This window comes from Kitasatospora sp. NPDC088779, assembly GCF_040685395.1.
Classification (GTDB): Bacteria; Actinomycetota; Actinomycetes; order Streptomycetales; family Streptomycetaceae; genus Kitasatospora.
In genome coordinates, this window is record NZ_JBFBHW010000073.1 from 13,905 (window position 1) to 37,119 (window position 23,215).

Annotated in this window: 18 protein-coding genes and 4 pseudogenes; 11 read left to right on the top strand and 11 right to left on the bottom strand. The window is 72.3% G+C overall.

Annotated elements, in window-relative coordinates:
- Positions 1–442: 442 nt before the first annotated feature.
- The 5 genes from AB0P03_RS38060 to AB0P03_RS38080 form a co-directional block, all read right to left on the bottom strand.
- Complete coding sequence (locus AB0P03_RS38060) at positions 443–1,228, bottom strand: methyltransferase domain-containing protein (protein ID WP_363588202.1); 786 nt, start codon at positions 1,226–1,228, stop codon at positions 443–445.
- A gap of 85 nt (positions 1,229–1,313) precedes the next feature.
- Positions 1,314–2,696, bottom strand: a complete 1,383-nt coding sequence (locus tag AB0P03_RS38065) for a cytochrome P450 (RefSeq protein ID WP_363588203.1) — start codon at positions 2,694–2,696, stop codon at positions 1,314–1,316.
- Positions 2,693–3,697, bottom strand: a complete 1,005-nt coding sequence (locus AB0P03_RS38070) for a hypothetical protein (RefSeq protein ID WP_363588205.1) — start codon at positions 3,695–3,697, stop codon at positions 2,693–2,695. Before AB0P03_RS38070 ends, AB0P03_RS38065 begins: the two co-directional genes overlap by 4 nt.
- Before the next feature lie 74 nt (positions 3,698–3,771).
- Positions 3,772–4,254 carry a DoxX family membrane protein gene (locus tag AB0P03_RS38075; protein WP_363588207.1) on the bottom strand — a complete coding sequence of 161 codons (483 nt, stop codon included), beginning with the start codon at positions 4,252–4,254 and terminating at the stop codon, positions 3,772–3,774.
- A gap of 35 nt (positions 4,255–4,289) precedes the next feature.
- Positions 4,290–4,952 (bottom strand): hydrolase, encoded by a 663-nt coding sequence (locus tag AB0P03_RS38080; RefSeq protein WP_363588209.1) that lies wholly within the window; start codon positions 4,950–4,952, stop codon positions 4,290–4,292.
- 394 nt (positions 4,953–5,346) lie between these two features.
- Here AB0P03_RS38080 and AB0P03_RS38085 point away from each other — a divergent pair, with 394 nt between their 5' ends.
- The 3 genes from AB0P03_RS38085 (at position 5,347) to AB0P03_RS38095 (ending at position 9,036) form a co-directional block, all read left to right on the top strand.
- On the top strand, positions 5,347–7,245 hold the full coding sequence (locus AB0P03_RS38085) for an amidohydrolase (protein WP_363633262.1): 1,899 nt from the start codon (positions 5,347–5,349) through the stop codon (positions 7,243–7,245).
- A 119-nt stretch (positions 7,246–7,364) separates the two neighbouring features.
- The gene (locus tag AB0P03_RS38090) at positions 7,365–8,057 is read left to right on the top strand and encodes a YoaK family protein (protein WP_363588213.1); all 693 of its coding nucleotides are present in this window, start codon (positions 7,365–7,367) and stop codon (positions 8,055–8,057) included.
- 58 nt (positions 8,058–8,115) lie between these two features.
- The gene (locus AB0P03_RS38095; protein WP_363633264.1) at positions 8,116–9,036 is read left to right on the top strand and encodes a glyoxalase; all 921 of its coding nucleotides are present in this window, start codon (positions 8,116–8,118) and stop codon (positions 9,034–9,036) included.
- A gap of 205 nt (positions 9,037–9,241) precedes the next feature.
- Here the strand turns inward: AB0P03_RS38095 and AB0P03_RS38100 are convergent.
- Positions 9,242–9,688: pseudogene (locus tag AB0P03_RS38100) on the bottom strand (alpha/beta hydrolase fold domain-containing protein); the annotation flags it as partial.
- 174 nt (positions 9,689–9,862) lie between these two features.
- Between AB0P03_RS38100 and AB0P03_RS38105 the strand changes: the two are divergent.
- Positions 9,863–10,687, top strand: a complete 825-nt coding sequence (locus tag AB0P03_RS38105) for a ribosome-inactivating family protein (RefSeq protein ID WP_363633266.1) — start codon at positions 9,863–9,865, stop codon at positions 10,685–10,687.
- A 32-nt stretch (positions 10,688–10,719) separates the two neighbouring features.
- On the opposite strand, the gene AB0P03_RS38110 is transcribed toward AB0P03_RS38105, so the two are convergent.
- A complete protein-coding gene (locus AB0P03_RS38110; protein ID WP_363633268.1) occupies positions 10,720–13,497 on the bottom strand; it encodes an AAA family ATPase in 2,778 nt (925 codons plus the stop codon).
- A gap of 165 nt (positions 13,498–13,662) precedes the next feature.
- Between AB0P03_RS38110 and AB0P03_RS38115 the strand changes: the two genes are divergently transcribed.
- The 5 genes and pseudogenes from AB0P03_RS38115 (at position 13,663) to AB0P03_RS38135 (ending at position 17,198) form a co-directional block, all read left to right on the top strand.
- Complete coding sequence (locus AB0P03_RS38115) at positions 13,663–14,643, top strand: helix-turn-helix domain-containing protein (protein WP_363588221.1); 981 nt, start codon at positions 13,663–13,665, stop codon at positions 14,641–14,643.
- Between the two features lie 142 nt (positions 14,644–14,785).
- A pseudogene (locus AB0P03_RS38120) lies at positions 14,786–15,386 on the top strand (DNA starvation/stationary phase protection protein).
- A gap of 49 nt (positions 15,387–15,435) precedes the next feature.
- Positions 15,436–15,999, top strand: coding sequence for an FAD-dependent oxidoreductase (locus AB0P03_RS38125; RefSeq protein WP_363633270.1), 564 nt, complete (start codon positions 15,436–15,438; stop codon positions 15,997–15,999).
- Positions 15,960–16,301, top strand: coding sequence for a hypothetical protein (locus AB0P03_RS38130; protein WP_363633272.1), 342 nt, complete (start codon positions 15,960–15,962; stop codon positions 16,299–16,301). Before AB0P03_RS38125 ends, AB0P03_RS38130 begins: the two co-directional genes overlap by 40 nt.
- Positions 16,302–16,427: 126 nt before the next feature.
- Positions 16,428–17,198, top strand: a complete 771-nt coding sequence (locus AB0P03_RS38135; protein WP_363633274.1) for a pirin family protein — start codon at positions 16,428–16,430, stop codon at positions 17,196–17,198.
- Between the two features lie 77 nt (positions 17,199–17,275).
- On the opposite strand, the pseudogene AB0P03_RS38140 reads toward AB0P03_RS38135, so the two are convergent.
- The 4 genes and pseudogenes from AB0P03_RS38140 to AB0P03_RS38155 all read right to left on the bottom strand — a co-directional run.
- Positions 17,276–17,569 (bottom strand): annotated as a pseudogene (locus AB0P03_RS38140) (thiamine pyrophosphate-dependent enzyme); the annotation flags it as partial.
- 32 nt (positions 17,570–17,601) lie between these two features.
- Positions 17,602–18,099, bottom strand: coding sequence for a (2Fe-2S)-binding protein (locus AB0P03_RS38145; protein WP_363588227.1), 498 nt, complete (start codon positions 18,097–18,099; stop codon positions 17,602–17,604).
- On the bottom strand, positions 18,096–19,028 hold the full coding sequence (locus tag AB0P03_RS38150; RefSeq protein ID WP_363633276.1) for an FAD binding domain-containing protein: 933 nt from the start codon (positions 19,026–19,028) through the stop codon (positions 18,096–18,098). The genes AB0P03_RS38145 and AB0P03_RS38150 overlap by 4 nt, the downstream gene beginning before the upstream one ends.
- Positions 19,025–21,301 carry a xanthine dehydrogenase family protein molybdopterin-binding subunit gene (locus AB0P03_RS38155; RefSeq protein ID WP_363633278.1) on the bottom strand — a complete coding sequence of 759 codons (2,277 nt, stop codon included), beginning with the start codon at positions 21,299–21,301 and terminating at the stop codon, positions 19,025–19,027. Before AB0P03_RS38155 ends, AB0P03_RS38150 begins: the two co-directional genes overlap by 4 nt.
- Positions 21,302–21,731: 430 nt before the next feature.
- Between AB0P03_RS38155 and AB0P03_RS38160 the strand changes: the two are divergent.
- Positions 21,732–21,968 (top strand): annotated as a pseudogene (locus AB0P03_RS38160) (helix-turn-helix transcriptional regulator); the annotation flags it as partial.
- 74 nt (positions 21,969–22,042) lie between these two features.
- Positions 22,043–23,098 carry a helix-turn-helix domain-containing protein gene (locus AB0P03_RS38165; protein WP_363588233.1) on the top strand — a complete coding sequence of 352 codons (1,056 nt, stop codon included), beginning with the start codon at positions 22,043–22,045 and terminating at the stop codon, positions 23,096–23,098.
- Positions 23,099–23,215 lie beyond the last annotated feature (117 nt).

The following is a 23,215-nucleotide window of genomic DNA, read 5'->3' on the forward strand; positions in this document are numbered from 1 at the left end:
GGTACGGAAGCCGTGCAGAGTGAGCGGCCGCAGGACGGTTTCCGGTCCGAGGGTTTCGTCGGCCGTCTGCCAGTGGTCGATCTGGCGGTGGATGGAGGCGAGGATCGGTGCCCAGCCTTCATCGAAGATGTCGCTGACCGCGCGGCCGTCGGCGAGTCGGGGTCTGTACCGTCATCCGCGACAACGACGCCCTCGCCGAGATCCGCCGGCTCGGCATCGGCGTCGGCCGCCAGGAGTGCATGCCCCGCTGGGACTCCGCCGCCGCCCGGTCCTGGTGCCCGGCGCTTCGGCCTGGGAGCCGGGTCGGCTGCGGACGGTGCGCTACCAAGGCTCTGGTTGACGGTTGGCCACTGACGCTGACTCGATGCACCTGAACCTCGCCTGCCGCACTGCGGAAGCCCGATGACCGGTTGCAGACCCCGTTGCCCGCGCGCCCGAACGGTCAGCTGCCGCGCCGACCCCAGGCCGAGACCATGGAGAACGCCAGGTCCCACACACAGGGATTCCGGAAGTCCGCGTAGACGTCGGCCAGTTCCGCCTCGGTGACCAGACCGGTGTCCACCATCCTCCGGGACAGCGGCTTCATGCTGAGGTGCAGCATGCGCGCCATGTCGTCCTGGCCATGGAAAGGGAGGGTGCTGACATGGGCCCCGATGTCAGTGAGGCCGTGGTCCGCGAGCGGGGTCGGGAGGTGGCGTGTCCACGTGATGTCGGTGCCGGCGGTTTCGTACATGACACGCCACATGGCGGCCATGGCGTTGCGGTGGTGCGGGCGCGGGGAGGTCCCGGAGGTGGTGTCGGCGGTCTCCTCGACGACGAGCCACCCACCGGGGCGCAGCCAGGAGACGAGACGTTCGAGGAGTTCGTCTCGTCGGGGAACGTGGATGAGGACGAAGCGGGTGTGGACGAGATCGAAGACGGGGCCCGGGTCGAAGTCTTCGGAGAGGGCATCGCCGGTGGCGGTCGTCAGGCGGGGGTGGGCGGGCAGGAAGCGGTCGTCGCGGTCGAGGGCGGTGACCTGGGCACCCTGGTCGGCGAGCCACCCGGCGATCGACCCGCTGCCCGCGCCGACCTCCAGGCAGTTGCGTCCGGCGGGGGAGAGCAGGGAACCGATGACGTGCTCGGTGATGGGGTCGTAGACGGAGGTGAGGTGCCTCAGCCGGTCTCGTTCTTCCTCTGCCGAGAGGCTGAAGATCTGGTCGTAGGTGTGGTGGTCGCCGTGGTCCACGGGGTGCTTCCTTCCTTCCGCCGGTCAACTCACCATGCGGCGAGCTGACCGTAGTCGTTCCCGTTCGTCTCCGGTTGACGGAACGTCATGCTCCCCCTGGAGCCGCTGGGTGACTTGTCCGGCGGTGGATCCTGAGTTGCGGACCCCGGGGACGGAGGGTGGCCGAGGTGGCGGTCTCGTGGACGCGGCCGGGCGTGGCCAGGCCGATCCGCCAGCGGGCCAGGACGGCCGCGGCGATGATCAGCAGCTCGGTCCAGGCGAAGGTCTCACCGACGCACTTGTGCGGTCCTGCGGCGAAGGGCATGAAGAGCTTGCGCGAAGCGTGGTCCCCGCGCTGGCGCCATCGGCCGGGGTCGAACCGGTGGGGGTCGGGGTAGCGGAGCGGGTCACGGTGCAGCGCGGTAAGGCTGAAGAGGATCTCCGAGCCCGGGGCGAGCCGGGTGTCGGCGCACTGGAGGGGGGCCACCGCGCGGCGCATCAGGATCCAGTTGGGGGTGTGGAGCCGGAGGGTTTCGCTAAGCGCGTGCCCGGTGCGCTCAAGGCGCGGCAGGTCGCTCCAGCCGACGGTGCCGTCACTGGCGACGGCTCGTACCTCCTCGCTCAGTTCGTCCTGCAGATCGGGATGGCAGGCGAGCTCGTAGCACAGCCAACTGAGTGTGGTGGCAGCCGTCTCGGTGCCCGCCAGCAGCAGCGATACCACCTCGTCCCGAACCTGGAGAGGGGCCATCGGCCGACCCGTCTGTTCGTCCCTGGCGGCGAGCAGCAGTGACAGCAGCGTGCTGTCCGGGCTGTCACGCCGGTCGACCTGCGCGACGATGTCGTCCACCACCGCGCGCAGGTCCTCGACTGCCGCGTCGAAGCGCCGGTTGGCGGGAACGGGCAGCTTCTCCAGGAGCGGCGAGGGGTACAGGGCCCGCTGGATGAACCCCGTGAGGACCACCGGCACGGCCTGGTGGATCCGGGCTTTGTGGCCGGCGCCGAGGCGGGTGGCGAACAGCGCCTCCAGCAGAACGTCCAGGGTGAGTTCGTGCATCCGCTCGCTGATCGTCAGCGGTGACTCCGGCTCCCAGCGGGACACCGCCCGGGCTGCCTCGCGGGTCATCACGGCGGTGTACGTGCGGATGCTGTCGCGGTGGAAGGCCGGCTGGAGAAGGCGTCGCTGGCGGAGGTGGAAGGCGCCCTCGGAGATGAACAGCCCGTTCCCCAGCAGCCTGCGGGCCTTGTCGAAGACGAAGCCCTTCTCGGTCTTCGCGGCGTCCTGGACGAGTAGCCTGTGCACGAGTTCGGGCGCGGTGAGCACATGGACCGGCCGCCGCCACAGCTGGATCCGCACGACGGGGCCCAGGTCCGCCAGCGACTGCAGGAAGGGCACCGGGCGGGTCATCAGCGGAATCAGGTGCCCGATCCCGGGCAGCCGGCCCCCGGCGCAGGGCGCCTCGCCGCCGGCCGTACTGCGGTCACGGGTCATGGCCGGCTCGCTGCGGGTGACGGTGTGTCGAATCGCGAACTTCCACGGGACCAGTCGATGTGCCCCCTTAGCCACAGCCCGAGGCTGCGCGCGTACACCGCGGTCGGTGCGGTGGCGTCGGCGCTGACGGCTTCGCACGCCTCGATGAAGTGGTTCATCTCCCGGTCGCGCATGGCGAGGGCCCGGTCCCGGGCTGCGGACGGGGAGCAGCGATGGTGACGGGCGAGGACCTCGACGAGGTTGTGGCGTCCCTGGCCGCCGGCGCGCTCCTTGGCATGGGAGTACAGGTCGTTGTCCCAGCTGACCAGGTTCGCGGTGATGTCCGCGAGCCTGCGCAGCGTCGGGCCGTCCGCCTGCGCGGGCGGGAGTTCGTAACCGCCCACGATGTCGATGAGTGCCAGGCAGGTGTACGTCGCCCCCGCGTGGCGGCGCATGGCCACGTACTCGGCGAGCCCGGGGACGGCCGACGCCTCCCGGTTCGCGGCCTCCCAGACCTGCGCGGACAGGTAGTCGCAGACCGTGCGCTCCCACCGGACGAGCTGCGGGGGCGAAGCGTGCACGCGGATCCGGTCCCGGATCTCCCGCAGGGCCACCGCGTAGGCACGTGCGGTTCCCGTGAGCTCGGTCAGGGGCAGGTCGGCGTCGAGTACCCGCGCCAGCAGGGCGGTTGTCCGGGCCAGTGGGCCCGGTGGCCCGCCGCGCTCAGGGTCCTCGCCGTACCCGTCGTCGAAGGCGAAGAGCCAGACGTACCAGTCCGCCAGCAGCCGCAGCATCTCCGCGCCCGCCTCGGGATTGGTCCGAGCGGCGAGGGCACCGCTTCGCTGACGCCGTAGCCGTTCCGCACGCTCGGGCAGCCCGTCGAGCAACCGGTGCTGTGCCATCCAGGCGAAGCTCTCCCGGTCGGCCTGCTCGGCATGCCGGTTCAGCAGGGAGGGGAAGGGGCACCACAACTCGTCGGACCTCCCGTCGGTCGCTGTGTCGTGGGGATTGCTCACGGGCATGCCGGCCTCACCGTTCGGTCGAAGGGAGCGTGAACGCTGTGTCGGCACGGGTCGCTCCGTGCCGGCAGCGTGGTTCAGCGCCGGTGCAGGAGGAGGCGGGTGGCGAGGCCGCCGCCCACGCCGGCCAGTACGGCCACCGGCAGCCACCAGGCGGGCCAGGGCAGCAGTCCGAGCGGTGCGTCGAGTGACCAGCGGCCGGGTCCGGTGGCGGACAGCGCCGCGCCGATCGTGACCAGCACCAGCGGGTACTCGAACCCGTCGTTCTGCACCCACAGCCCGTGCGGCCGCTTGACGGTCAGCGCCACCGTCATCACACCCATCGTTCCCGCGGCGGCCAGCGGCGTGAGCAGACCCGCCGCAAGGAGCAGTCCGGCCCCGATCTGGGTGCCTCCCGCGGTGAGCGCGGTGAACACGCCGCCGCGGAAGCCGTCGCCGCGGAACTCCTCGGTGCCGCCGGCCAGCCCCCGGCCGCCGAGGTGGAAGCTGACCTTCTGGATCCCGTGCCCCGCGACCAGCAGGCCGGCGACCAGCCGGAGCAGCAGGAGACCTGCGTTCACTGGTGAACTCTCTTTCTGTGGTACCTGGTTTCCGGTCAGCCGGCCGCGTGCTCGTTGATCATGCTCTGCGCGTAGACCACACCCAGGCCGTAGGCGCCGGCGTGCTCCTTGACCACGTCCATGACCGGCAGGTAGGTCTCGGTGCGAGCCCAGTCGCGCTGCAGCTCCAGCAGCACCTGGACCCATGTCACCGGCACCGCGCCGGCCGCCGTCATCCGCTGGATGGCGTGCTCATGGGCCAGCGGGCTGACGCCGCCGGAAGCGTCCGTGACCACGTAGACCTCGTAGCCCTGGTCCAGCGCCGACAGGGCGGGCAGCACCAGGCAGACCTCGGTCCACAGGCCGGAAAGGATGATCTTGCTGCGCCCGGTCGCCTTGACCGCCTCGACCAGGGCCGCGTCCTCCCAGGCGTTCATCGAGGTGCGGTCGACCACCCCGTGCTTCGGGAAGACCGCCTTCAGCTGGGGCAGGATCGGGCCGGAGAAGGAATCGGCGGCCACCGTGGACAGCACCACCGGGACGTCGAAGACCCGGGCGGCCTTGGCCAGGCCGACGGTGGCGTTGATGATCGCCGTGCGGTCGCCGCTGCCCGTGCCGAAGAACATCTGCGGCTGGTGGTCGACGAAGAGCATCATCGAGTTGTCCGGCGTCAGTAGATCGGAGCTGGGGGCGGCGTGCACGGAGTCGAAGTCGACCATGGCGGTTCTCTCTTTCGGCTGATGGGATGTCACGGGGGCGTCGGCGCGGACATCAGCGGGGACATCGGCGCAGACCTCAGCGGGGACGTCGCAAGGCATCGAAGGCTCGGAGACACGAGCGGTGCCGCAGGCTCTCCGGCACAGCAAGGACGCTATCCGGCGGCGCCCGGACATCTCTTCTCCCCCCGCGCCCAGGACTGTTCCCACACTGCACGGAGTTCCCGTGCGCCGTCGGTCCCGGCGCTGCCCGCGGGGGTCGCTGCCCGCACAGGACAGAGCCGGTGCGTGCAGAGCAAAGTCGCAGCTCGATGCCGCCCTAGGTTGACTCGTGCCAGAGCTCAACGGGCCGTGCCGCTCGCGCTGTCCGGCCCGAACGACAAGGACGGTCACCATCATGTCGAGCATGCCTGTCGCCGGGATCCGCGCCGGTCACCCCGGCGAAGCCGGCCGAGCCGCCGACCTGGTCGTGCGCAACGCCAAGGTGTACACGGGCGACCCGTCGCACCCGCGGGCGAGCGCGGTCGCGATCCGCGACGGTCTGATCATCGCCGTCGGCGACGACGCGGACGTCATCCCGCAGATCGGCCCGCGGACCCGGGTCGTCGACGCGCTCGGACGACGTGCCGTCCCGGGCCTCAACGACTCGCACCTGCACGTCGTCCGGGGCGGTCTCAACTACGTGCTGGAGCTGCGCTGGGACGGCGTACCGACACTGCGCCAGGCGCTGGCCATGCTCCGCACCCAGGCCGAACGCACCCCGCCCGGCCAGTGGGTCCGGGTGGTCGGCGGCTGGTCCGCGGACCAGTTCGCCGAGCGCCGGCTGCCCACGGTGGCCGAGCTGAACGCCGCGGCGCCCGACACCCCCGTCTTCGTCCTGCACCTGTACCAGTCGGCGCTGATGAACCGGGCGGCGCTGCGGGCCGCGGGGTTCGACCGCGACACCCCGGACCCGGTGGGCGGCCAGATCGTGCGCGGCCACGACGGACAGCCGACCGGCCTGCTGCTGGCCGCCCCCGGCGCCCTGCTGCTGTACTCCACGCTCGCCAAGGCGCCGACGCTGGACGAGGCCGAGAAGGCCGCCTCCACCCGGCACTTCCTGCGCGAGCTCAACCGCTTCGGGCTGACCTCGGCCATCGACGCGGCCGGCGGCTTCCAGAGCTTCCCGGAGAACTACGGCACCGTCATGCAGCTCGCGCAGAACGGCGAGCTGACGCTGCGGATCGCCTACCACCTCTTCCCGCAGACCGCCGGACAGGAGCTGGACGACCTGGCGCGCTGGGTGGCCACCGTCCGACCGGGTGACGGGGACGAGTGGCTGCGGCTGAACGGTGCCGGGGAGAATCTCACCTGGGCGGCTGCGGACTTCGAGAACTTCACCGAGCCGCGCCCCGAACTCGGCCCGTACGAGGCCGGGTTCGAGCAGGCCGTCCGGCTGCTGATGGAGCACGGCTGGGGTTTTCGGCTGCACGCCAGCTACGACGAGACGATCCGCCGCGACCTGGCGGTCTTCGAGAGGCTCGCCGCCGAGGGCCTCTTCCCGGGCGGGAACCGGTGGCTCTTCGACCACGCCGAGACGGTCTCCTCCGCGAGTCTGGACCGGATCGCCGCGCTCGGCGGGGCCGTCTCGGTGCAGAACCGGCTGTCCTTCCAGGGTGAGGCGTTCGTGCGCCGCTACGGCGCCGCCGCGGCTGCCGAGGCGCCGCCGGTGCGGGCGATGCTGGAACGCGGGCTGACGGTCGGCGCGGGCACGGACGCCACCCGGGTCTCCTCCTACAACCCGTGGGTGGCGCTGCACTGGCTGGTCTCCGGGCGCGCCGTCGGCGGACGTACGCTCCGCCCGGCGGCCAACCGGCTCAGCCGCGAGGAGGCGCTGGAGCTCTACACCCTGGGCGGCGCCCGGCTCACCGGCGAGCAGGAGGTCAAGGGCCGGCTGCGGGTGGGCTGTTACGCCGACTTCGCGGTGCTCAGTGCCGACTACCTGACGGTGGACGAGGCCGACATCCCCCACATCGAGTCCGTCCTCACCGTGGTCGGCGGCCGCATCGTGCACAGTGTCCAGGAGCACGAGGGTCTCGCCCCCGAGCTGCCGGCCGTGGTCCCGCTGTGGAGCCCCGTGGCGCGCTTCGGCGGCTACCAGGCCACCACCGCGCCCAGCCTCACCGGCGTCCGGCAGGCCGCGCAGGTGGCCGAGGCAGCCGCCGCCTCCGACGAGCAGCGCGAGTGGCGGCAGGCGCGCGGACTTCTCGTCCCCGGCCCGGGCGGGCCGGCCCTCGACGACCCCTGCTTCCTCTGACCCACATCCCGCATCCCGTTATCCCGCATTCCGCCTCCCGTATTCCGTATCCGCCGTGCGCCGCCGGGCCCCGCACCCCCGGTGGCGCACCGCGCTGGACAGCCCTGAAGGACGCCCCGATGACGACCACCCAGTCCGACAGCACCGTGGCCGCCGCGCAGGTCCGGGACCGCCACCCGCTGGCCCTGGCCCTGTTCGCGCTGACCGCGGTCAGCGGCCTGATCGACGCGGTGAGCTACCTGGGGCTCGGCCACGTGTTCACCGCGAACATGACCGGGAACGTCGTCGTGGTCGCCTTCGCCATGGTGGGCACGCCCGGCTTCTCGATCGCGGGCTCGCTCACCTCGCTCGCCGCCTTCCTGCTGGGCTCGGTCCTGGCCGGCCGGCTGGCGCTGCGACAGCGCGACGGCCGCCGGGAGCGCTGGCTGCGCACCGCGCTGCTGGCCGAGACCGCGCTGCAAGCCGCGGCGACCGCCATCACGTTCACCGCGAGCGGGCGGGCGCAGCAGGAGGCACTGATCGCGCTGCTGGCCGTGGCCATGGGCCTGCGCAACGGCACGGTCCGCAAGTTGGGCGTGCCGGACCTGACCACGACGGTGCTCACCCTCACCCTGACCGGCCTCGCCGCGGACTCCTCGCTGGCCGGCGGCGCCAACCCCCGCCTGGGCCGGCGCCTCTACGCGGTCCTGGCGATGCTCGCGGGCGCCGCTCCCGGAGCCGCGCTCGTCATCCACGGACACCTCGGCTGGGCGTTGCTGGCCGGCACGGTCCTGGTCGCCGCGATCGCGGTCGGCTACCGCGAGCGCGACTGAGGCGTCCGCCCCGCCGCCACCCCCTCGGCCAACTCTGTCTCCCGGAAGGACACTTCACATGCCCATGCGCCTCTCCCTGCGCCTGCTGGCGGCGGTCACCGCCACCACCGCGCTGGCCTTCGTCACCGCACCGTCGGCCCCCGCGGCGCCCACCGCCGGACGCCCCGGCCTCGCCGTCGGCCCCCAGTACGACACGACGCACGTGTACGTGACGCCCGGCGCGATGGACTCCTTCGTCAGCAGCTGGGAGGCGACCTTCGGCGGCACCAACACGCCGCAGGTCCTCGCCGACGTCACACCGACCCCGAGCCTGACCAAGTCCGAGCTCGTCCTCTCCCCCGTCGGCACGCTCTCCGTCTTCGACTACCAGACGCCCGTCCCCTACCCGTTCGGCGCCGAGCGCACCGGCTGGCTCGTCACGGACCTGGACCGCGGCGTGCGCAAGGCCGAGGCGGACGGGGCGAACACGGTCGTCGCGCCGTTCGCCGACCCGATCGGCCGCGACGCGATCGTCCAGTTCCCCGGCGGCATCTACGCGCAGCTGTACTGGCACACCAAGGCACCCTCGTACCCGGCGCTCGCGTCCGTACCGGAGAACCGGCTCTACCTGCCGAGCGGCGCGATCCGATCCTTCCTGCACTCGTACCTGGGCTTCACCGGCGGCACGGTGGTCTCCGACGACAACCACGCACCGGGCGCCGAACTCGGCCTGCCCGGCACCTCCTACCGGCGGATCCGGATCAGCTCACCGTTCGGCGACACCTCCGTCGCGGTCACCGACGGGCACCTGCCCTACCCCTTCGGACGCGAGAGCACCGGCTACGCCGTGAGCGACCTCGCCGCGACCCTCGCCAAGGCCCGGGCCGCCGGCGCGACTGTGCTGTGGGGGCCGTACGCCTCCCCCCGGCGCGACAGCGCGATGGTGCAGTTCCCCGGCGACTACATCGCCGAGATCCATGACGGCGGCTCGCGGTCGTAACCGGCCGGGACACTCGGCTGGATCGCCGCCGGATCGGTCACGGCAGCGGCGCACGACACACGGCACACGGCACACGGCACACGGCACACGGCGACGTGCACCACTGCGGCCCGGAGCGCCTGCTCAGCCGGGCGCGCGAACAAGGACCCGGCACCGCCGGTGCACAGCACGGTGGCACCGGGTCCTCGACGGTGCGGAGCGGACGTCAGACGGCGTGCAGCGCCGCACGCAGGGTCTGGGTCGCCAGGGTGATGGCGGCCTGGGCCGCGTGCGTCTCGCGCAGGGCGTTGAGCATCACGAAGTCGTGGATGATGCCCTGGTAGCGCACGGCGGTGACCGGGACGCCGGCCGCCCGGAGCTTGTTCGCGTATGCCTCGCCCTCGTCGCGCAGCACGTCGGCCTCGCCGGTGATCACCAGCGCGGCGGGCAGACCGGTCAGCTGCTCGGTGGTGGCGCGCAGCGGGGAGGCGGTGATCTCGGCGCGCTGGGCAGGGTCGGTCGTGTACTGGTCCCAGAACCACTCCATGCCGTCGCGGCGCAGGAAGTAGCCGGTCGCGAACTGGTGGTACGAGTTGGTGTCGAAGGCGGCGTCGGTCACCGGGTAGAAGAGCACCTGGTGCCGGAGCGGCACGTCGCCGCGGTCCTTGGCCATATTTCCGTCTCCTCATGGTGCGGGGTGGTCCGCCCGGCGGGTGTCGGCCGCGGCGTCGCCCGGCCGGCGCCCGAGTCCCGAGGCGTGGCCGCTACCGTAGAACCGCCCGGCCAGGCCGCGTTGTCCGACGGCGCCCGACCTCTGGTCTCTGCGCGCAGTCCCCAGCCGACCCGGGTGCCACTGCCGGCCGGCCCGTCAGGCAGGCAGGCAGTTGGGCAGTTGGGCAGTTGGGCACGCAATCAGGCAGCGCTTGTACGCCCTGGGGCAAGGCCGGGACACAGCTCGTCAACTCGTCCGATCTGCTGTCAACCATGTCTGCGAACAGCGCAGTTGACGTTGACAAAGCACGACGAGGGCGTCGTCAGGGTCTCGCTGACGGCCGACGACGACGGCGGCACCGGCCGGGGGGTGGACCTCTGGATCAATCCCGACAATCTCTACGTGGTGGGGTTCTCCCCCCAGGCCGCCCCGGGCGTCTCGTACGTCTTCAACGACATCTTCGCCAGTGCCCCGATTCCGGGAGTCCGCAGGCTCCCGTTCGGCGGCAACTACGTCTCCCTCGCCCGCACCGCCCAGCGGGACCGGTCCACCACGCCGGTCTCCTTCGACAGCGTGCGGCGAGCCGTCGTCGACCTGGCCAACCAGCGCTCCGCCGATCAGGATCCGCGCACGACCGCCCGCGCGCTGATGCTGCTCCTCCAGTTCACCTCCGAGGCCGTCCGGTTCAACGACGTCGAGGGCGTCTTCCGTAATGTCCTGAACGACAGGGGAAGCTCGGGCAGCGGCATTCCCTCCTGGGTGCAGCAGCTGGAGAACAACTGGGACGCACTGTCCAACTTCTACTGGAACGAGATGGGGGTCGGCCCCAATCCGCGCCCCGCGCCCCTGCGCATCGGTGGCACCACCGTCAACAACGCCCATGACGTCCTGCGCTACGCGCGCACCCTGCTGCCGCCGGTCGTGGGTACCTCGTTCAAGCCCGGCCACGACGAGCTGTAGCGGCCGGCCGGCGTCGCCACGCGGACCGGCGGTCAGCCCGCACGCTGCGCGTCCCCCAGCGCGTCGTGCAGTTGGGTCCGGGTGGTGATGCCGAGCTTGGGAAATATCTTGTGCAGGTGGAAGCCGACGGTGCGCGGGGAGAGCAGGAGCTTGGCGCCGATCTCCCGGTTGGTCAGACCGGCGGCGGCCGCGCGGGCGATCTCCAGCTGTTGCGGAGTCAGGTCGGCCGTGCGGCCGGCGGTCTCCGTACGGGTGGTCGGCACACCGGCGGCCCGCAGCTCCGAGGCGGCCCGCTCGGTCCAGGGACGGGCGTCGAGCCGTTCGAAGACGCCGAGGGCGGCGCTCAGCTCGGTGCGCGCCTCGGTGACCCGGCGGTGGCGACGCAGCCACTCCCCGAACTCCAGCCGCACCAGCGCCCGTTCGAAGGGCCACAGGTCACCGGCCGGGTCCGCGAGGGCGGCGCGGAAGTGCTGCTCCGCCTGGTCCAGCCCGCTCAGCAGCGCGCAGGCCCGGTTCACCACCACCTCCAGGCGCGCGGAGCGCAGCCAGCCGAGCGAGCGCACGGCAACCTCCAGCACGGCCCGCGCGTCGTCCTCGTGACCGGCGCGGACAGCCGCGGCGGCGAGGTCGCCGAGGTAGTAGTACGACGCGTGGTAGTGCACCGGGGCGGGGTGGAAGTCGCGGGAGAAGACGGCTCGCAGCTGCCGGTACGCCGCGAGGTGGTCACCCTCGGCGAGGGCTGCCAGGGCGAGCGCGTGGCAGGACCGTACGAACAGGCTGGGCGAGCAGGACAGGTCCACCCCGGCGACGGCCGTCCCGATGAGCTCGCGCGCCCCGCTCGCGTCGCCGTGCAGCGCGAGCAGGGTGCCCTGGAGGATGGGCGATCCCACCGCGGCGTTGTCCGAGCCGACCTCGACGGCCACCCGGTACGCCTCCTGCGCGGTGGACCGCGCCGCGGACCAGGCACCGCTGTCGAAGAGTGCGAGCGCGAGCGCCTGCGCGACGACCGCGTTGCCGCCGGCCGTCGGAGCCCGGTGCAGATGGTCCATCGCCTGGCCGAGCAGCCGAACGGCCAGCTGCGTCTCGTCGAGAATCCAGGCGGCGGCGCCGAGTTCGGCCAGATGCGCGAGTGAGTCCTCGGGCGCCTCGGCCACGCAGCGGCGGAGCTCGGGCAGCGCCCACTCGCGGTCCGTGAAGGGTTCGGTGCCGGCCCGCAGCCAGATCCGGTCCACCTCGTCCGGCTGTTCCGGCACCAGCTCGGCGATCCGGCGCAGCTCCGCGCGGTAGAAGAAGGAGCCCGCGTTGTACGCCGGGGTGGCTGCCGTGCCCAACGCGCCCAGGGCGAGCTGGGGTGCCCGCTCGACCATGGACTGCGCGACGGGCACCAGAAATCCCAGCGATTCCTCGTGCCGGGTGGTCACCGCCAGGGACCAGCCGGCGCGCATGGACGCCTCGGCGAGCAGTTCCGGGTCCTCCGCGATCGCACAGACCCTGACCGCCAGCTCGCCCACCCACTGGGGGCAGCCGCCGAGCATCGCCATGGTGGCGGCTTCGAGCAGCCGCCTCGCCCGCAGGTTCGCGTCCGGGGTCAGTGCGGCCGCACGTTCGAGGGTGGCCGCGGCGGCGGCGTATCCGCCGCGTCGGCGTGCCCGCTCCGCGCCGGCGGCCAGTGCCCCGGCCACCTCCTCGTCCGGTCCGAGCGTGGCTGCGGCAAGGTGCCACGCGTGCCGGTCGGGGTCGTCCACCAGTGCCTCGGCCAGCGCCTGGTGGGCGGCGCGCCGCTCCTCGAAGGAGGCCGCCTGATAGACGGCGGAGCGCACCAGCGGATGGCGCAGCCGGGCCTGCCCGGACTCCAGTCGCACCAGACCCGCCCGTTCGGCGGGTAGCCACACCTGCGGGTCCCCCGCGTCCGGGGTGGCCCGCAGCACCTCGGAGAACTGCGCGGGGCCGGCCGCGGCGGCCAGCAGCAGCACCTGCCGGGTCCGCTGCGGGAGGCCGGCGAGATCCGCCGCGAAGATGCGTTCCAGCCGGGCGGTGAGCGGAAGCGATTCGGCGGCGTCCGCCCCCTTCGCTCCGCCGGGCTCCCGGGCGACGGCTCGGGCCAGCTCGGTCAGCGCCAGCGGGTTGCCGCTAGCCTGCTCGAAGATCCGCAGCCGGGCCCGGCCGCGCGGCGGCTGCGGCTGGCGGTCGAGAAGCAGGCCCGCGGCCGCGCGGTCCAGCGGTGTGACGGCCAGGACGGCGAACTCCCGGTCGAATTGCCCGGGAAGGCCTTCCTCCCGCGCGGCCAGCAGGACGCCTATCGCCTCGCCGTCCAGCCGACGGGCGAGGAAGGCGAGCACCTCCACGCTGCCCTGGTCCAGCCACTGGGCGTCGTCGACGAGCAGGAGCAGTCGCCGGCCGGTGGCCGCGTCGGACAGCAGACTCAGGACCGCGTAACGGATCAGCAGCGGATCGGGCTGCCGGTCGCCGGCAGCCGCCTGCTGACCGAAGGCGACCAGCAGCGCTTCCCGCTGCGGAGCGGACAACCGGTCGGCCTCCCCCAGCAGCGGCCGCAGCAGCTGGTGCAACCCGGCGAATCCGAAACCTTCCTCACCCTCACCGGCGCGAGCCCGCAGCACCTGGAAGCCGCGGCCCGCCGCCCGGGCCGCGGCCCAGTCGACCAGCGTGCTCTTGCCCGCGCCGGGTTCGGCGGTCAGCACGAGCACCTGGGCGCGGACGCCGGCACGGCTGTCCACCGCGTCGAGCACCCCCGCGATCCGCGCCAGCTCACGCTCCCTGCCGACGATCTCCGAGCCGCCGAAGCTCTCCATGCCCACCCCTGCTGTTGGTCCTTGCCCGCGGCTGCTCCATGCGTTCCACCGCCGAGACCGGTCATCTGGCAGAAGCGCCGCCCTGTGCGACGCCTGCAAGATAGTGCCAGGTCAGCGGTGGTGACTCCATGCCCAACGCCCACGGCTGACGACGAGGGGAGCCCTGTGCCAACCACCGTATCCACCGAATCCCTGTCCCCCGGCGAGCGTGCCGAGTTCTGGCACGAGGCCGTCGCGCGGGCGTTCATTCCGCTGGAGCTCCGGCTCCTCGAACGGGAGCCCTCCCCCGGGACCCTCAGCAGTGACCGGCTGGGAGTCGTGCAGATCTCCGGAGTGGCAGCCGGACCGCAGGTGGTCACCCGCAGCCGCCGAACGATCGAGGCCGGCGGCGAGGGCTGGGTCGCGTTCACGATTCAACACCAGGGCCACGCGAGGATCTCCCAGGACGGCCGGGAAATCATCTGCGGCCCGGGCGGGTTGGCGCTCTGCGACTCCAGTCGCCCGTTCGCCAAGGAGTTCCCGGGCGCCTTCGGGTTCACCGCGTTCCGGCTGCCTCGACACGTCCTGCACGTGTCCGACCGAGACCTCGGGGCGGCCACCGCCGCGCCGTTCGCATCCGCGTCCGGATCCGTCGGGCTGGTCACCACGTACCTGCGGAAGCTGGCCTCCGAGGCGGCGAAGCTCGACCCCTGCGCAGGGATCCGGCTCGCCGACACGGCCGTCGATCTGCTGGCCCTGCTCATCCAGGAGCACAGCGGCCATCTGGACCCGACGGCACCGGAGATGGCGCCGGCCATGCTCGCGCGGATCAAGGACTACATGATGTGCCGTCTCGGCGACCCGTCACTCTCGCCCGAGCGGATCGCCACCGCACACCACGTCTCGGTCCGCTACCTCCACAAGCTCTTCCAGGGTGAGGAGACCACGGTGACCCGCTGGATCCAACGCCGCCGGCTCGACATGTGCGCACACGACCTGTCCCGGCGCGCCTTCGCCACACCGACCGTCTCAGCCGTGGCCCGGCGCTGGGGATTCGTCAGCCCGACCCATTTCAGCCGCGTCTTCCGCGCCGCCTACGGCGTCACGCCCCGCGAATGGCGCGCCCGGGCAGGGGGCGACGATCACCCGCTCACCCCGGCTCGGTGACGGCGTGCGCCCGAGCCGGGCGCGCAGGGGCAATGATCGGTGCGCTTCGGAACAATCCCGCACTTCGCGCGCCCATAGCTTTGCCCGAGTCACTGGACCGCGACCGGGGGGTCACCGGACCGCGACGGCCGAGGGAGTTCCCATGAGCAGTTCCGACCGCCCCACCATCGGCGGCAGCAGCCAGCCACTGCTGCACCAGAAGGGCCAGGAGATCCAGGAGTTCGGAACCGTCACCCAGGTTCCGCTCGGCCTCTCCCACGATGCGCGCCTGTACGCCTGTACGCCTGTACGCCTGCCAGCGGCTCAACCGGGTACTCGCGGACACCCGGATCCTCTACACGCTCCACAAGAAGCACCACTGGCTGATGCGGGGGGCGACCTTCTACCAGTTGCACCTGCTGCTGGACAAGCACGCGGACGAGCAACTGGCGCTGGTGGACGTGCTCGCCGAGCGGGTCCAGTCCCTCGGCGGAGTGGCGGTCGGCGACCCGCGGCACGTCGCGGAGATCACCTCGATCCCGCGTCCGCCGGACGGCGTCGAGGAGGTGCCGGCGATGCTGTCGCGGCTGCTGGCGGCGCACGAGGCGATCCTCGTCGACGCCCGTGATGCCGCTGGCCGGGTCGCGGCGCTCGGCGACGACGGCACCAACGACCTGCTGGTCTCCCAGGTCGCGCGGACCGGCGAGGCGCAGGTGTGGTTCCTGGCCGAGCACCTGGTGGACACCCCACTGGTGCGGCTGTGACCCACCCGCTCCACCCGCACCCCGCCTCGCAGCGCTGACAGGAGTCACCATGGCGTCGTCCGCGACGGTGGAACTGTCCCGCTGGCAGTTCGCCATGGTGCGCGGCGAGGGGCTGCTGCCCGCCTGGGGGCCGTTCGCCGCGGTGCGGGTCGCCGACGGGCTGCGCGGCGAGGGCGTCGGGATACGCACCGGGGCCGAGGTCGAGCGCCTGACCCGGGACGGCTCGACCGGCGTGGTCACGCCGTACCTGGCCGACGGCTCCACGGTGGAGTCCGAGGAGTTCCTGGTGGCCACCGGCCGCAGTCCGCGTACCGCCGGGCTCGGCCTGGAGACGGTCGGCCTGGCGCCCGGCGGCCGGCTGCTCGTGGACGACAGCTGCCGGGTCACGGAGGTCGCCGCCGGCTGGCTCTACGCGGCCGGCGACATCAACCAACGCTCGCCGCTCACCCACATGGGCAAGTACCAGGCCAGGGCCTGCGCGGCGGCGATCGCGGCACGCGCCGCCGGACGCCACGCGAACCCCACCCCTGGGCAGCCTGGGCGGCCACCGCCGACCACCACGCCGTACCGCAGGTGGTCTTCACCAGGCCGGAGGCCGCCGCCGTCGGCCTGACCGAGGAGCAGGCCCGCCGGGCCGGGCTCCCGGTCCGGGCGGTGGAGTACCCGATCGGCGACGTCGCCGGAGCCTCGCTGCTCGCCGACGGCTACCGCGGGCACGCCAAGCTGGTCGCGGACGAGCAGCGATCCGTCGTGGTCGGCTGCACCCTGGTCGGCCCCGGTGTCGGCGAACTGATCCACGCGGCGACCGTCGCCATCGTCGGCGAGGTCCCGCTGGAGCGTCTGTGGCACGCCGTCCCGGCGTTCCCCGCCATGAGTGAGATCTGGCTGCGCCTGCTGGAGCAGTACGGGCCCTGACACCGCCCCCGCGAGGCGCCCCCGGACGGAATAGTTGAACAATGAACTATGTTCTCTTGTGCAGGGTGCCACAAGGCGCCACCGGGCCCTCGCGAGAGCTCCCGGACCGCCCGAAAGGAGAACACGGTGAACACCACCGCGAACCACCCCCGCGTCGACGTCCGCCGCGCCGGCGAGCGCCTCGCCACGAAGATCGACTGGCTGGACTCCAAGCACTCCTTCTCCTTCGGCGGACACTACGACGCCGCCAACACCCACCACGGGCTGCTGCTCGTCAACAACGACGACACCGTCCGCCCGGGAAGCGGCTTCGAGACCCACCCGCACCGCGACATGGAGATCGTCACCTGGGTCCTACAGGGCTCGCTGGTCCACCAGGACTCCACCGGCCACTCCGGCGTGATCTACCCCGGACTCGCCCAGCGCATGAGCGCCGGCACCGGCATCCTGCACTCGGAGAAGAACGACTCCTGGCGCCTCAGCGGCGCCGACGCCCACACCGATCCCGTCCACTTCGTGCAGATGTGGGTCGTCCCCGACGAGGGTGGCATCACACCCGGCTATGAGCAGCTCGAAATCGACGACGCGCTGCTGTCCGGCGGCCTGATCCCGGTCGCCTCCGGGATGGACAAGCACGACGGCGCCGCCGCCATCCGCATCAGGAACCGCTACGCGGCGCTGCACGTGGCCCGGCTGCAACCCGGCCAGAGCGCCGAACTGCCCGACGCCCCCTTCGTGCACCTCTTCGTCCCGCGCGGCAATGTCGCCCTGGAAGGCATCGGCCCACTGGCCGCCGGCGACGCCGTACGCTTCACCGCGATCGGCGGGCAGAGGGTCACCGCGGTCGAACCCGCGGAGATCCTGGCCTGGGAGATGCACGCCACCATCGCCAACTGACCCGCCAAGACAGCGCACAGGTACGGCAGCGGGCGGCAGACCCCATCCGCCGTCCGCCGCCCTTGCATGACGCTGCATCAAATTCCGGGAATGTTGCGCAGGTTGGCGCGGGCCGGCTGCACCATGCGTCCGACGCCGCCGTTCACGACGGTGCGGCCGGCGGACAGGGCGAACCCGATGAGCTGCTCGGAGGTGATCCTGGGCGGGATGGAGAGCGCGTTGGGGTCGGTGACGACGTCGACGAGGGCCGGGCCCGGGTGCCGGAGGGCCTCGCGCACCTCCGCCGGCTGCTCCACCCGGATGCCCCGCGCACCCGCGGCCCTGGCGATCGCCGCGTGGTCGGTGTGCGAGCAGGTCGCGTGGCAGCCAGTGCGCGTGGCCGTCGATGATCCCCGCGGGGATGTCACCGGTTACCGGCGTCCCGCTCTCCTCCGGTCTGCTCGCGCGCGGCCCGCAGGATCGCGCGGCGGATGGGTTCGTAGCCGGTGCACCGGCAGATGTTGGAACCGACCAGGCCGTCGACGCGCTCCGGGGAGTCGCCGATGGCGGGATCGGCCTCCAGCGCCCCGGCGGCCACCATCAGGAATCCCGGGGTGCAGAAGCCGCACTGCAGGGCGTGTTCGGCGGAGAACGCACGCTGGAGCGGGTGGGGCTCACCCTCGGGCCCGGCGAGCCCTTCCACGGTGCGCACCGAACTGCCGTCGCACTGCACCGCGAACATCAGGCACGACCGGACGGCCTCGCCGTCCACCAGCACCGTGCACGCCCCGCAGATCCCGTGCTCGCAGCCCAGGTGAGTGCCGGTGAGCCGGCAGTCCTCCCGCAGCACGTCGGCGAGGATGCGGCGCGGCTCCACGTCGAGCGGATACGCCTCCCCGTTCACCGTAAGAGTGATCTTCACGTGTGGTCTCCCTTGGGCTGGGCGAGGCGCGACCGCTGGTCGTTCGCCGCCTGGCACAGTGTCCTGCCGACCAGGACCGCGATGGCGTGCCGCTTGTACTCGACATCGGCGAACGGCTCGGGCAGGGGTGCGGCGTCCTGGGTCGCCGCGATCCGGCCCGCGTGGGTGAACGGATGGCCGTCGGGCAGCCGGTAGCCGTCCACGGGCGCGCCGACCTCGGTGCCGATCAGCGACTGCTCGGCTGCGTGGGCCCGCAGCGGCCGGTCGGCGCAGTTGACCAGGCCGATCCGCGCCTCGCTGATCACCCCGTCGCACACGGTCAGCGCGGCGGCGACGGCCACCTGGGCGAAGCAGAAGTGCGTGCGCCGGTGCTCGACGAAGCCGACCCCTGTGTCGTCGCCGAGCAGCGGGAACCGCACAGCGGTGATGAGCTCCTGCGGTCGGCGCGCGGTCCGGTGCGGACCGTGGAACCAGTCGCGGGCCGCGACCGTGCGTCTGCCCTCCAGGCCGCGCACCTCGATGTCGGCGCCCAGGGCGGTGCCGATGGCGCACCACTCCGAGGCGGGGTGCGCCCAGGCGAAGCTGCCCACCATCGTGCCGCGGGAGCGGATCGGCGGATGCGCGATGTTCACCGCGGCATGCGCGAACAGCGCGCCGAGCGGGCCCGGCACGGCCTGCGCCGACTCGAAGGCGCCGTGGCGGACCAGGGCGCCCACCCGCAGCGTGTCGCCGTCCACGCTCAACCGGTCGAGCCCGGCGATGCGGTTGATGTCGACCACCAGCTCGGGGCGGATGCGCTGCAGGTGCATGTCGAGAATCAGGCTCTGCCCGCCGGCGAGCACCTGGGCCTTCCGCCCGAGGTCACCGAGTGCCTCCACGGCTTCGGGTACCGTGCGCGGCACGACGTAGTCGAAAGCGGCGGGCTTCACCGGACCTCCTCCTCGTGTTTCGGGGCGCGGGCCGCTCGCCAGACCACGTCCGGGGTGAGCGGCATCTGCAACAGGTCCGGGTCGGCGATCCGCAGCGCGTCGGCCACCGCGTTGACGATCGCGGCCGGAGTACCGATGCACCCCGACTCGCCCGCGCCCTTCGCGCCCAGCGGCGTCGCCGGGCTCGGGGTGCAGGTGTCCTTGACCTCGATCGGCGGGACCTCGGTGAACGTCGGCAGCAGATAGTCCAGCAGACCCGAGGCCAGCACCGGCACGCCGTCGTCGTCGTAGGTCATTCCCTCGTACAGCGCCTGGCCGATGCCCTGGACGGCCGACCCGAAGGCCTGCCCGCGCACGATCGTGGGATCGAGCACCACTCCGCAGTCGTCCACGGTCACCACCCGCAGCAGCCGGACGGTGCCCAGCTCCGGATCGACCTCGGCCACCACCGCGTGGGAGCCGAACGGAAAGGCCATCCCCGACTCGAACCGGTCGTCCACCCGCAACGGCCCGGTGACCTTCACCAGGTCCGCCACGCCGATGGCCGCCGGGCCGTCCTTAGCGGCATGCACGATGCCGTTGGACCACTCCACCTCGTCAACCGGCAGATCCCACAACCGCGCTGCCCGCTCCCTGGCCTTCTCGATCAGCGACCGCGAGACATGCTGAAGCAACGCGCCCACCACCTGCGCGGAACGGCTGGCGAACGAGCCCAGGCCCTCGGGCTGCTCGTCGGTGTCCCCCTCGACCAACCGGACCCGCTCCTCGGCCACCCCCAGCGTCCCGGCGACCAGCGCGGCGAAGACCGTCTCGTGTCCCTGACCGCTGGGCGCCGCACCGCACCGAGCGGTGACCGTGCCGTCCTCGCCGACCTCGACACTGCCGAACTCGTGCAGCCCGCCCGCCTCGCCACCGGAACGCTCCACGTAACAGGACAGGCCGATGCCCAGCGGCAGGGCGCCCGGATCCGTGCGGCGCCGGGCCTGCTCGGCCCGCCACTCGTCGTACCCCAGGGTTCCCAGCGCCAGGTCCAGCGCGGCGGCGTAGTTCCCGCTGTCATAGCACCGCCCGGTGGGCGTCAGGTACGGGAAGCTCCCGGGCGGGACGAAGTTGCGCCGCCGCAGCTCCGCCGGATCCAGACCCAGCCGACGCGCCATCACGTCCATCGCCCGCTCCAGCGCGATCGTCGCCTCCGGCCGGCCGGCACCGCGGTAGGGATACGTCAGCATCGTGTTCGTCAGCACCGAGCGAACACTCGCATGCACCTGGGGAGTGGTGTACGGGCCCGTCGCCAGCCAGGCGGTCTGCATCGGCAGCCCCACCCCGAGGTGCGGATAGGCGCCCACGTCGGCCTCGATCTCCAACTCGTAGCCGAGCAACCGCCCATCGGCGTCAGCCGCGAGCCGCACCCGCTGGTCCTGCCCCCGACCCCGGGTCGCGACCAGCATGGACTCCAGCCGGTCCTCGATCCACCGCACGGGCCGACCCAGCCTCACCGCCAGGAAGGCGACCACGACGAACTCCGGGAACGCCGCGCTCTTCGACCCGAACGCCCCACCGGTATCCGGCACCACCACCCGCACCCGGTCCACCGACCACCCCAGCAACGCCGCCAGTTCACGACGCAGCCGATGCGGCATCTGGTGCCCCGACCACACCGTCAGCCGGTCCCCCTCGGGCACGGCGAGGATCGTGCGGCACTCCATCGGCGTGGGCATCAGCAGTTGCTGGCGGTACCGGCCCTCCACCACGGCCGCCGCCTCCCGCCACACCGACTCCTCGACCGGCTTCCCGGCCTCGCCTCGGAACGCGATGTTGCTCAGCCCGTCGAAGAGCCGCACCGAATCGTCCGCCGCGGCGGACGGCGTCACCATCGCGGGCAGCGGATCGACCCGGCAGGAGACCTCCGCCGCCCCGTCCTCGGCCCGGTAACGGTCCTCCCCCAGGACCACCGCGACCGCCTCGCCCGCGTACCGCACCCGGTCCTTCACCAGCGCCGGCCACTCCCGACCGACCACCGACTCCTCGTGGGACAGCCCGGCCAGCACCGTGTACGGCACCGCGGGCAACTCCGACAGCTCCGCGGCAGACCAGGCCCCCACCACACCGGGCACCGCACGGGCGGCGGCACAGTCCACCTCGCGCAAAGTGCCGTGGCCCACCCTGCTTCTGACGAAGACCGCGTCCAGACAACCCGGCACCGCGATATCGGCGACGTAGCGGCCTTGGCCGGTGAGCAGCCGCCCGTCCTCGCGCCTGGTCCATCGCTCCACGAATACACACCTCTGCGCCTCGTCATTGTTGCGGGGAGTGACCGTTCACGAGCGTAGGCGTCGCCCGTGACAGGCAACCCGCGACATCCCGGCCCGTGCGCCCTGGGACAGGCTCTGTGCACTGCGCGGCAGGCGGCTGCTTCCTCGTCAGGGCGCCGCCAGGGCTCTGTGGTCCGACTACGGCCCGGCTTCCGTCCAGTTGTTGCAGCCCGTCAGTCGGTCGGCTCGGTGGCCTGTCAGTCGGCGCGGTGGCAGCGGATTCTGCGGGGAGATGCCCTTCAGGGCGCCCGCTGCTCGGCTTCGCCGTCCTGCGGGCGGTCGGCGTCGAAGCGGAGACGGAGTTCGCCTTCGGCGCCCTGCACCAGGCCACCTGGCCGCTGCTGCAGCCTCGGCCACCCCGGCCGCCCCGGCCGCCCCGGCCGCCCCGGCAGCGGAGCTGACCGGCCAGGAGCTGCGCGTCGCCCGGCTCGCCGCGACCGGCCTGAGCAACAAGGAGATCGGCCACGCGCTCCGCCTGTCGCCCCGGACCGTCGCGGCGCACCTCTACAAGATCTTTCCCAAGCTCGGCATCACCTCTCGGGCCGCTTCCTGTTCTGCCCGTGCACTGCGCCTGTGCCGAGAGCGCACGATCGCCCCCGCCCCGCGAACCGGCAGTCAAATGACTTAGCGCCGCCGGCGACCCGCGGACCAGGCTGACTGCGCAGGGCGTCGGCCGAGAGGGGCAGTCAGGTGAATGTGACGGTGACCACCGCCTCCATCCAGGAGGACAAGAAGGCGGAGTTCTGGGGAGAGGCGGTGTCGCGGACGCTGGTGCCGGTGGAGGTGGTGCCGCTGGCCGACCGGCCGTTCGAGGGCCGCCTGGTGTCGCACCGGCTGGGATACCTGCGGGTGTCCACGATGGAGGCGGACGCGACGCGGGTGTCGCGCACGGCCGGCCTGATCGCCCGGTCCCCGCAGGCGGAGCCGCAGGTGGGGGTGGGTGTACAGGCGTCCGGCCGCGCCGTGTTGCGGCAGGACGGGCGTCGGGCGGAGGTGGCGGAGGGCGGCCTCGTGCTGTACGACACCGCGCGGCCGTACTCCTTCGACTACCCGGAGCGCTTCCGCTCCCACGTCTTCCAGGTGCCGCGCAGGCTGCTTGGGCTACCGGAGTGCGACATCCGGCAGGCGGCGGGGACGGCCATCACCTCCACCGAGGGGTTCGGGGCCGTCCTGCTCCCCTTCCTGGACACACTGGCGGCCTCCGCGCACTCCTACCCCGCCTCCGTGGGCGACCGGTTGGCCGGCAGTGTCGCCGATCTGCTCATCATGCTCGTCGGCCAGCTCACCGAACCGGCGGCCACCGACTCCCGCACCTGGAGCGGCCATCTCGTCCAGCGGGTGCGGGAGCACATCAACCGCCACCTGGGCGATCCGGAGCTGTCGCCGGAGAGCATCGCCCAGGCGCACCACATCTCGGTGCGCTACCTGCACCGGGTCTTCGAAGGCGAAGGGGTCACGGTGGGCCGGCTCGTCCAGCGGTGCCGACTGGAGGCGTGCGCCCGGGAGTTGGCCCGGCGCGGCGGTACCGTGCCGACGGTCTCGGCGGTCGCCCAGCGGTGGGGGTTCGTCAACCCGGCACACTTCAGCCGGGCCTTCCGCGCCGCCTACGGGGTGTCCCCGCGCGAGTGGCGCGCGTCCCGTACCTCCGGAGCGACCGACAGCGCGCCGAGCCGTGTGGTGCCTGCGGAACAACAACAGTACGCGGTGGAGCAAGTCTCGATGCCTCCTCGGCAACACGGCCGACCGATCGGTGACTAGTGTGATGCGCCACAAATCATGGGGGTAGTAATTACCGTGATGCCTGGACGACTGGGTTGATCTTGGCGAGGTAGTCGGCGAGGGACTTGAGGATCTCGTCGGCGGTCTTGGTCCAGG

Excerpts from the sequence above, each read along its gene's own strand:
- AB0P03_RS38125 (WP_363633270.1), top strand. The coding sequence starts at position 15,436 with ATGGCGTCGTCCGCGACGGTGGAACTGTCCCGCTGGCAGTTCGCCATG.
- AB0P03_RS38095 (WP_363633264.1), top strand. The coding sequence starts at position 8,116 with ATGCCCATGCGCCTCTCCCTGCGCCTGCTGGCGGCGGTCACCGCCACC.
- AB0P03_RS38110 (WP_363633268.1), bottom strand. The coding sequence starts at position 13,497 with ATGGAGAGCTTCGGCGGCTCGGAGATCGTCGGCAGGGAGCGTGAGCTG.
- AB0P03_RS38070 (WP_363588205.1), bottom strand. The coding sequence starts at position 3,697 with ATGCCCGTGAGCAATCCCCACGACACAGCGACCGACGGGAGGTCCGAC.
- AB0P03_RS38090 (WP_363588213.1), top strand. The coding sequence starts at position 7,365 with ATGACGACCACCCAGTCCGACAGCACCGTGGCCGCCGCGCAGGTCCGG.
- AB0P03_RS38085 (WP_363633262.1), top strand. The coding sequence starts at position 5,347 with ATGTCGAGCATGCCTGTCGCCGGGATCCGCGCCGGTCACCCCGGCGAA.
- AB0P03_RS38080 (WP_363588209.1), bottom strand. The coding sequence starts at position 4,952 with ATGGTCGACTTCGACTCCGTGCACGCCGCCCCCAGCTCCGATCTACTG.
- AB0P03_RS38065 (WP_363588203.1), bottom strand. The coding sequence starts at position 2,696 with ATGACCCGTGACCGCAGTACGGCCGGCGGCGAGGCGCCCTGCGCCGGG.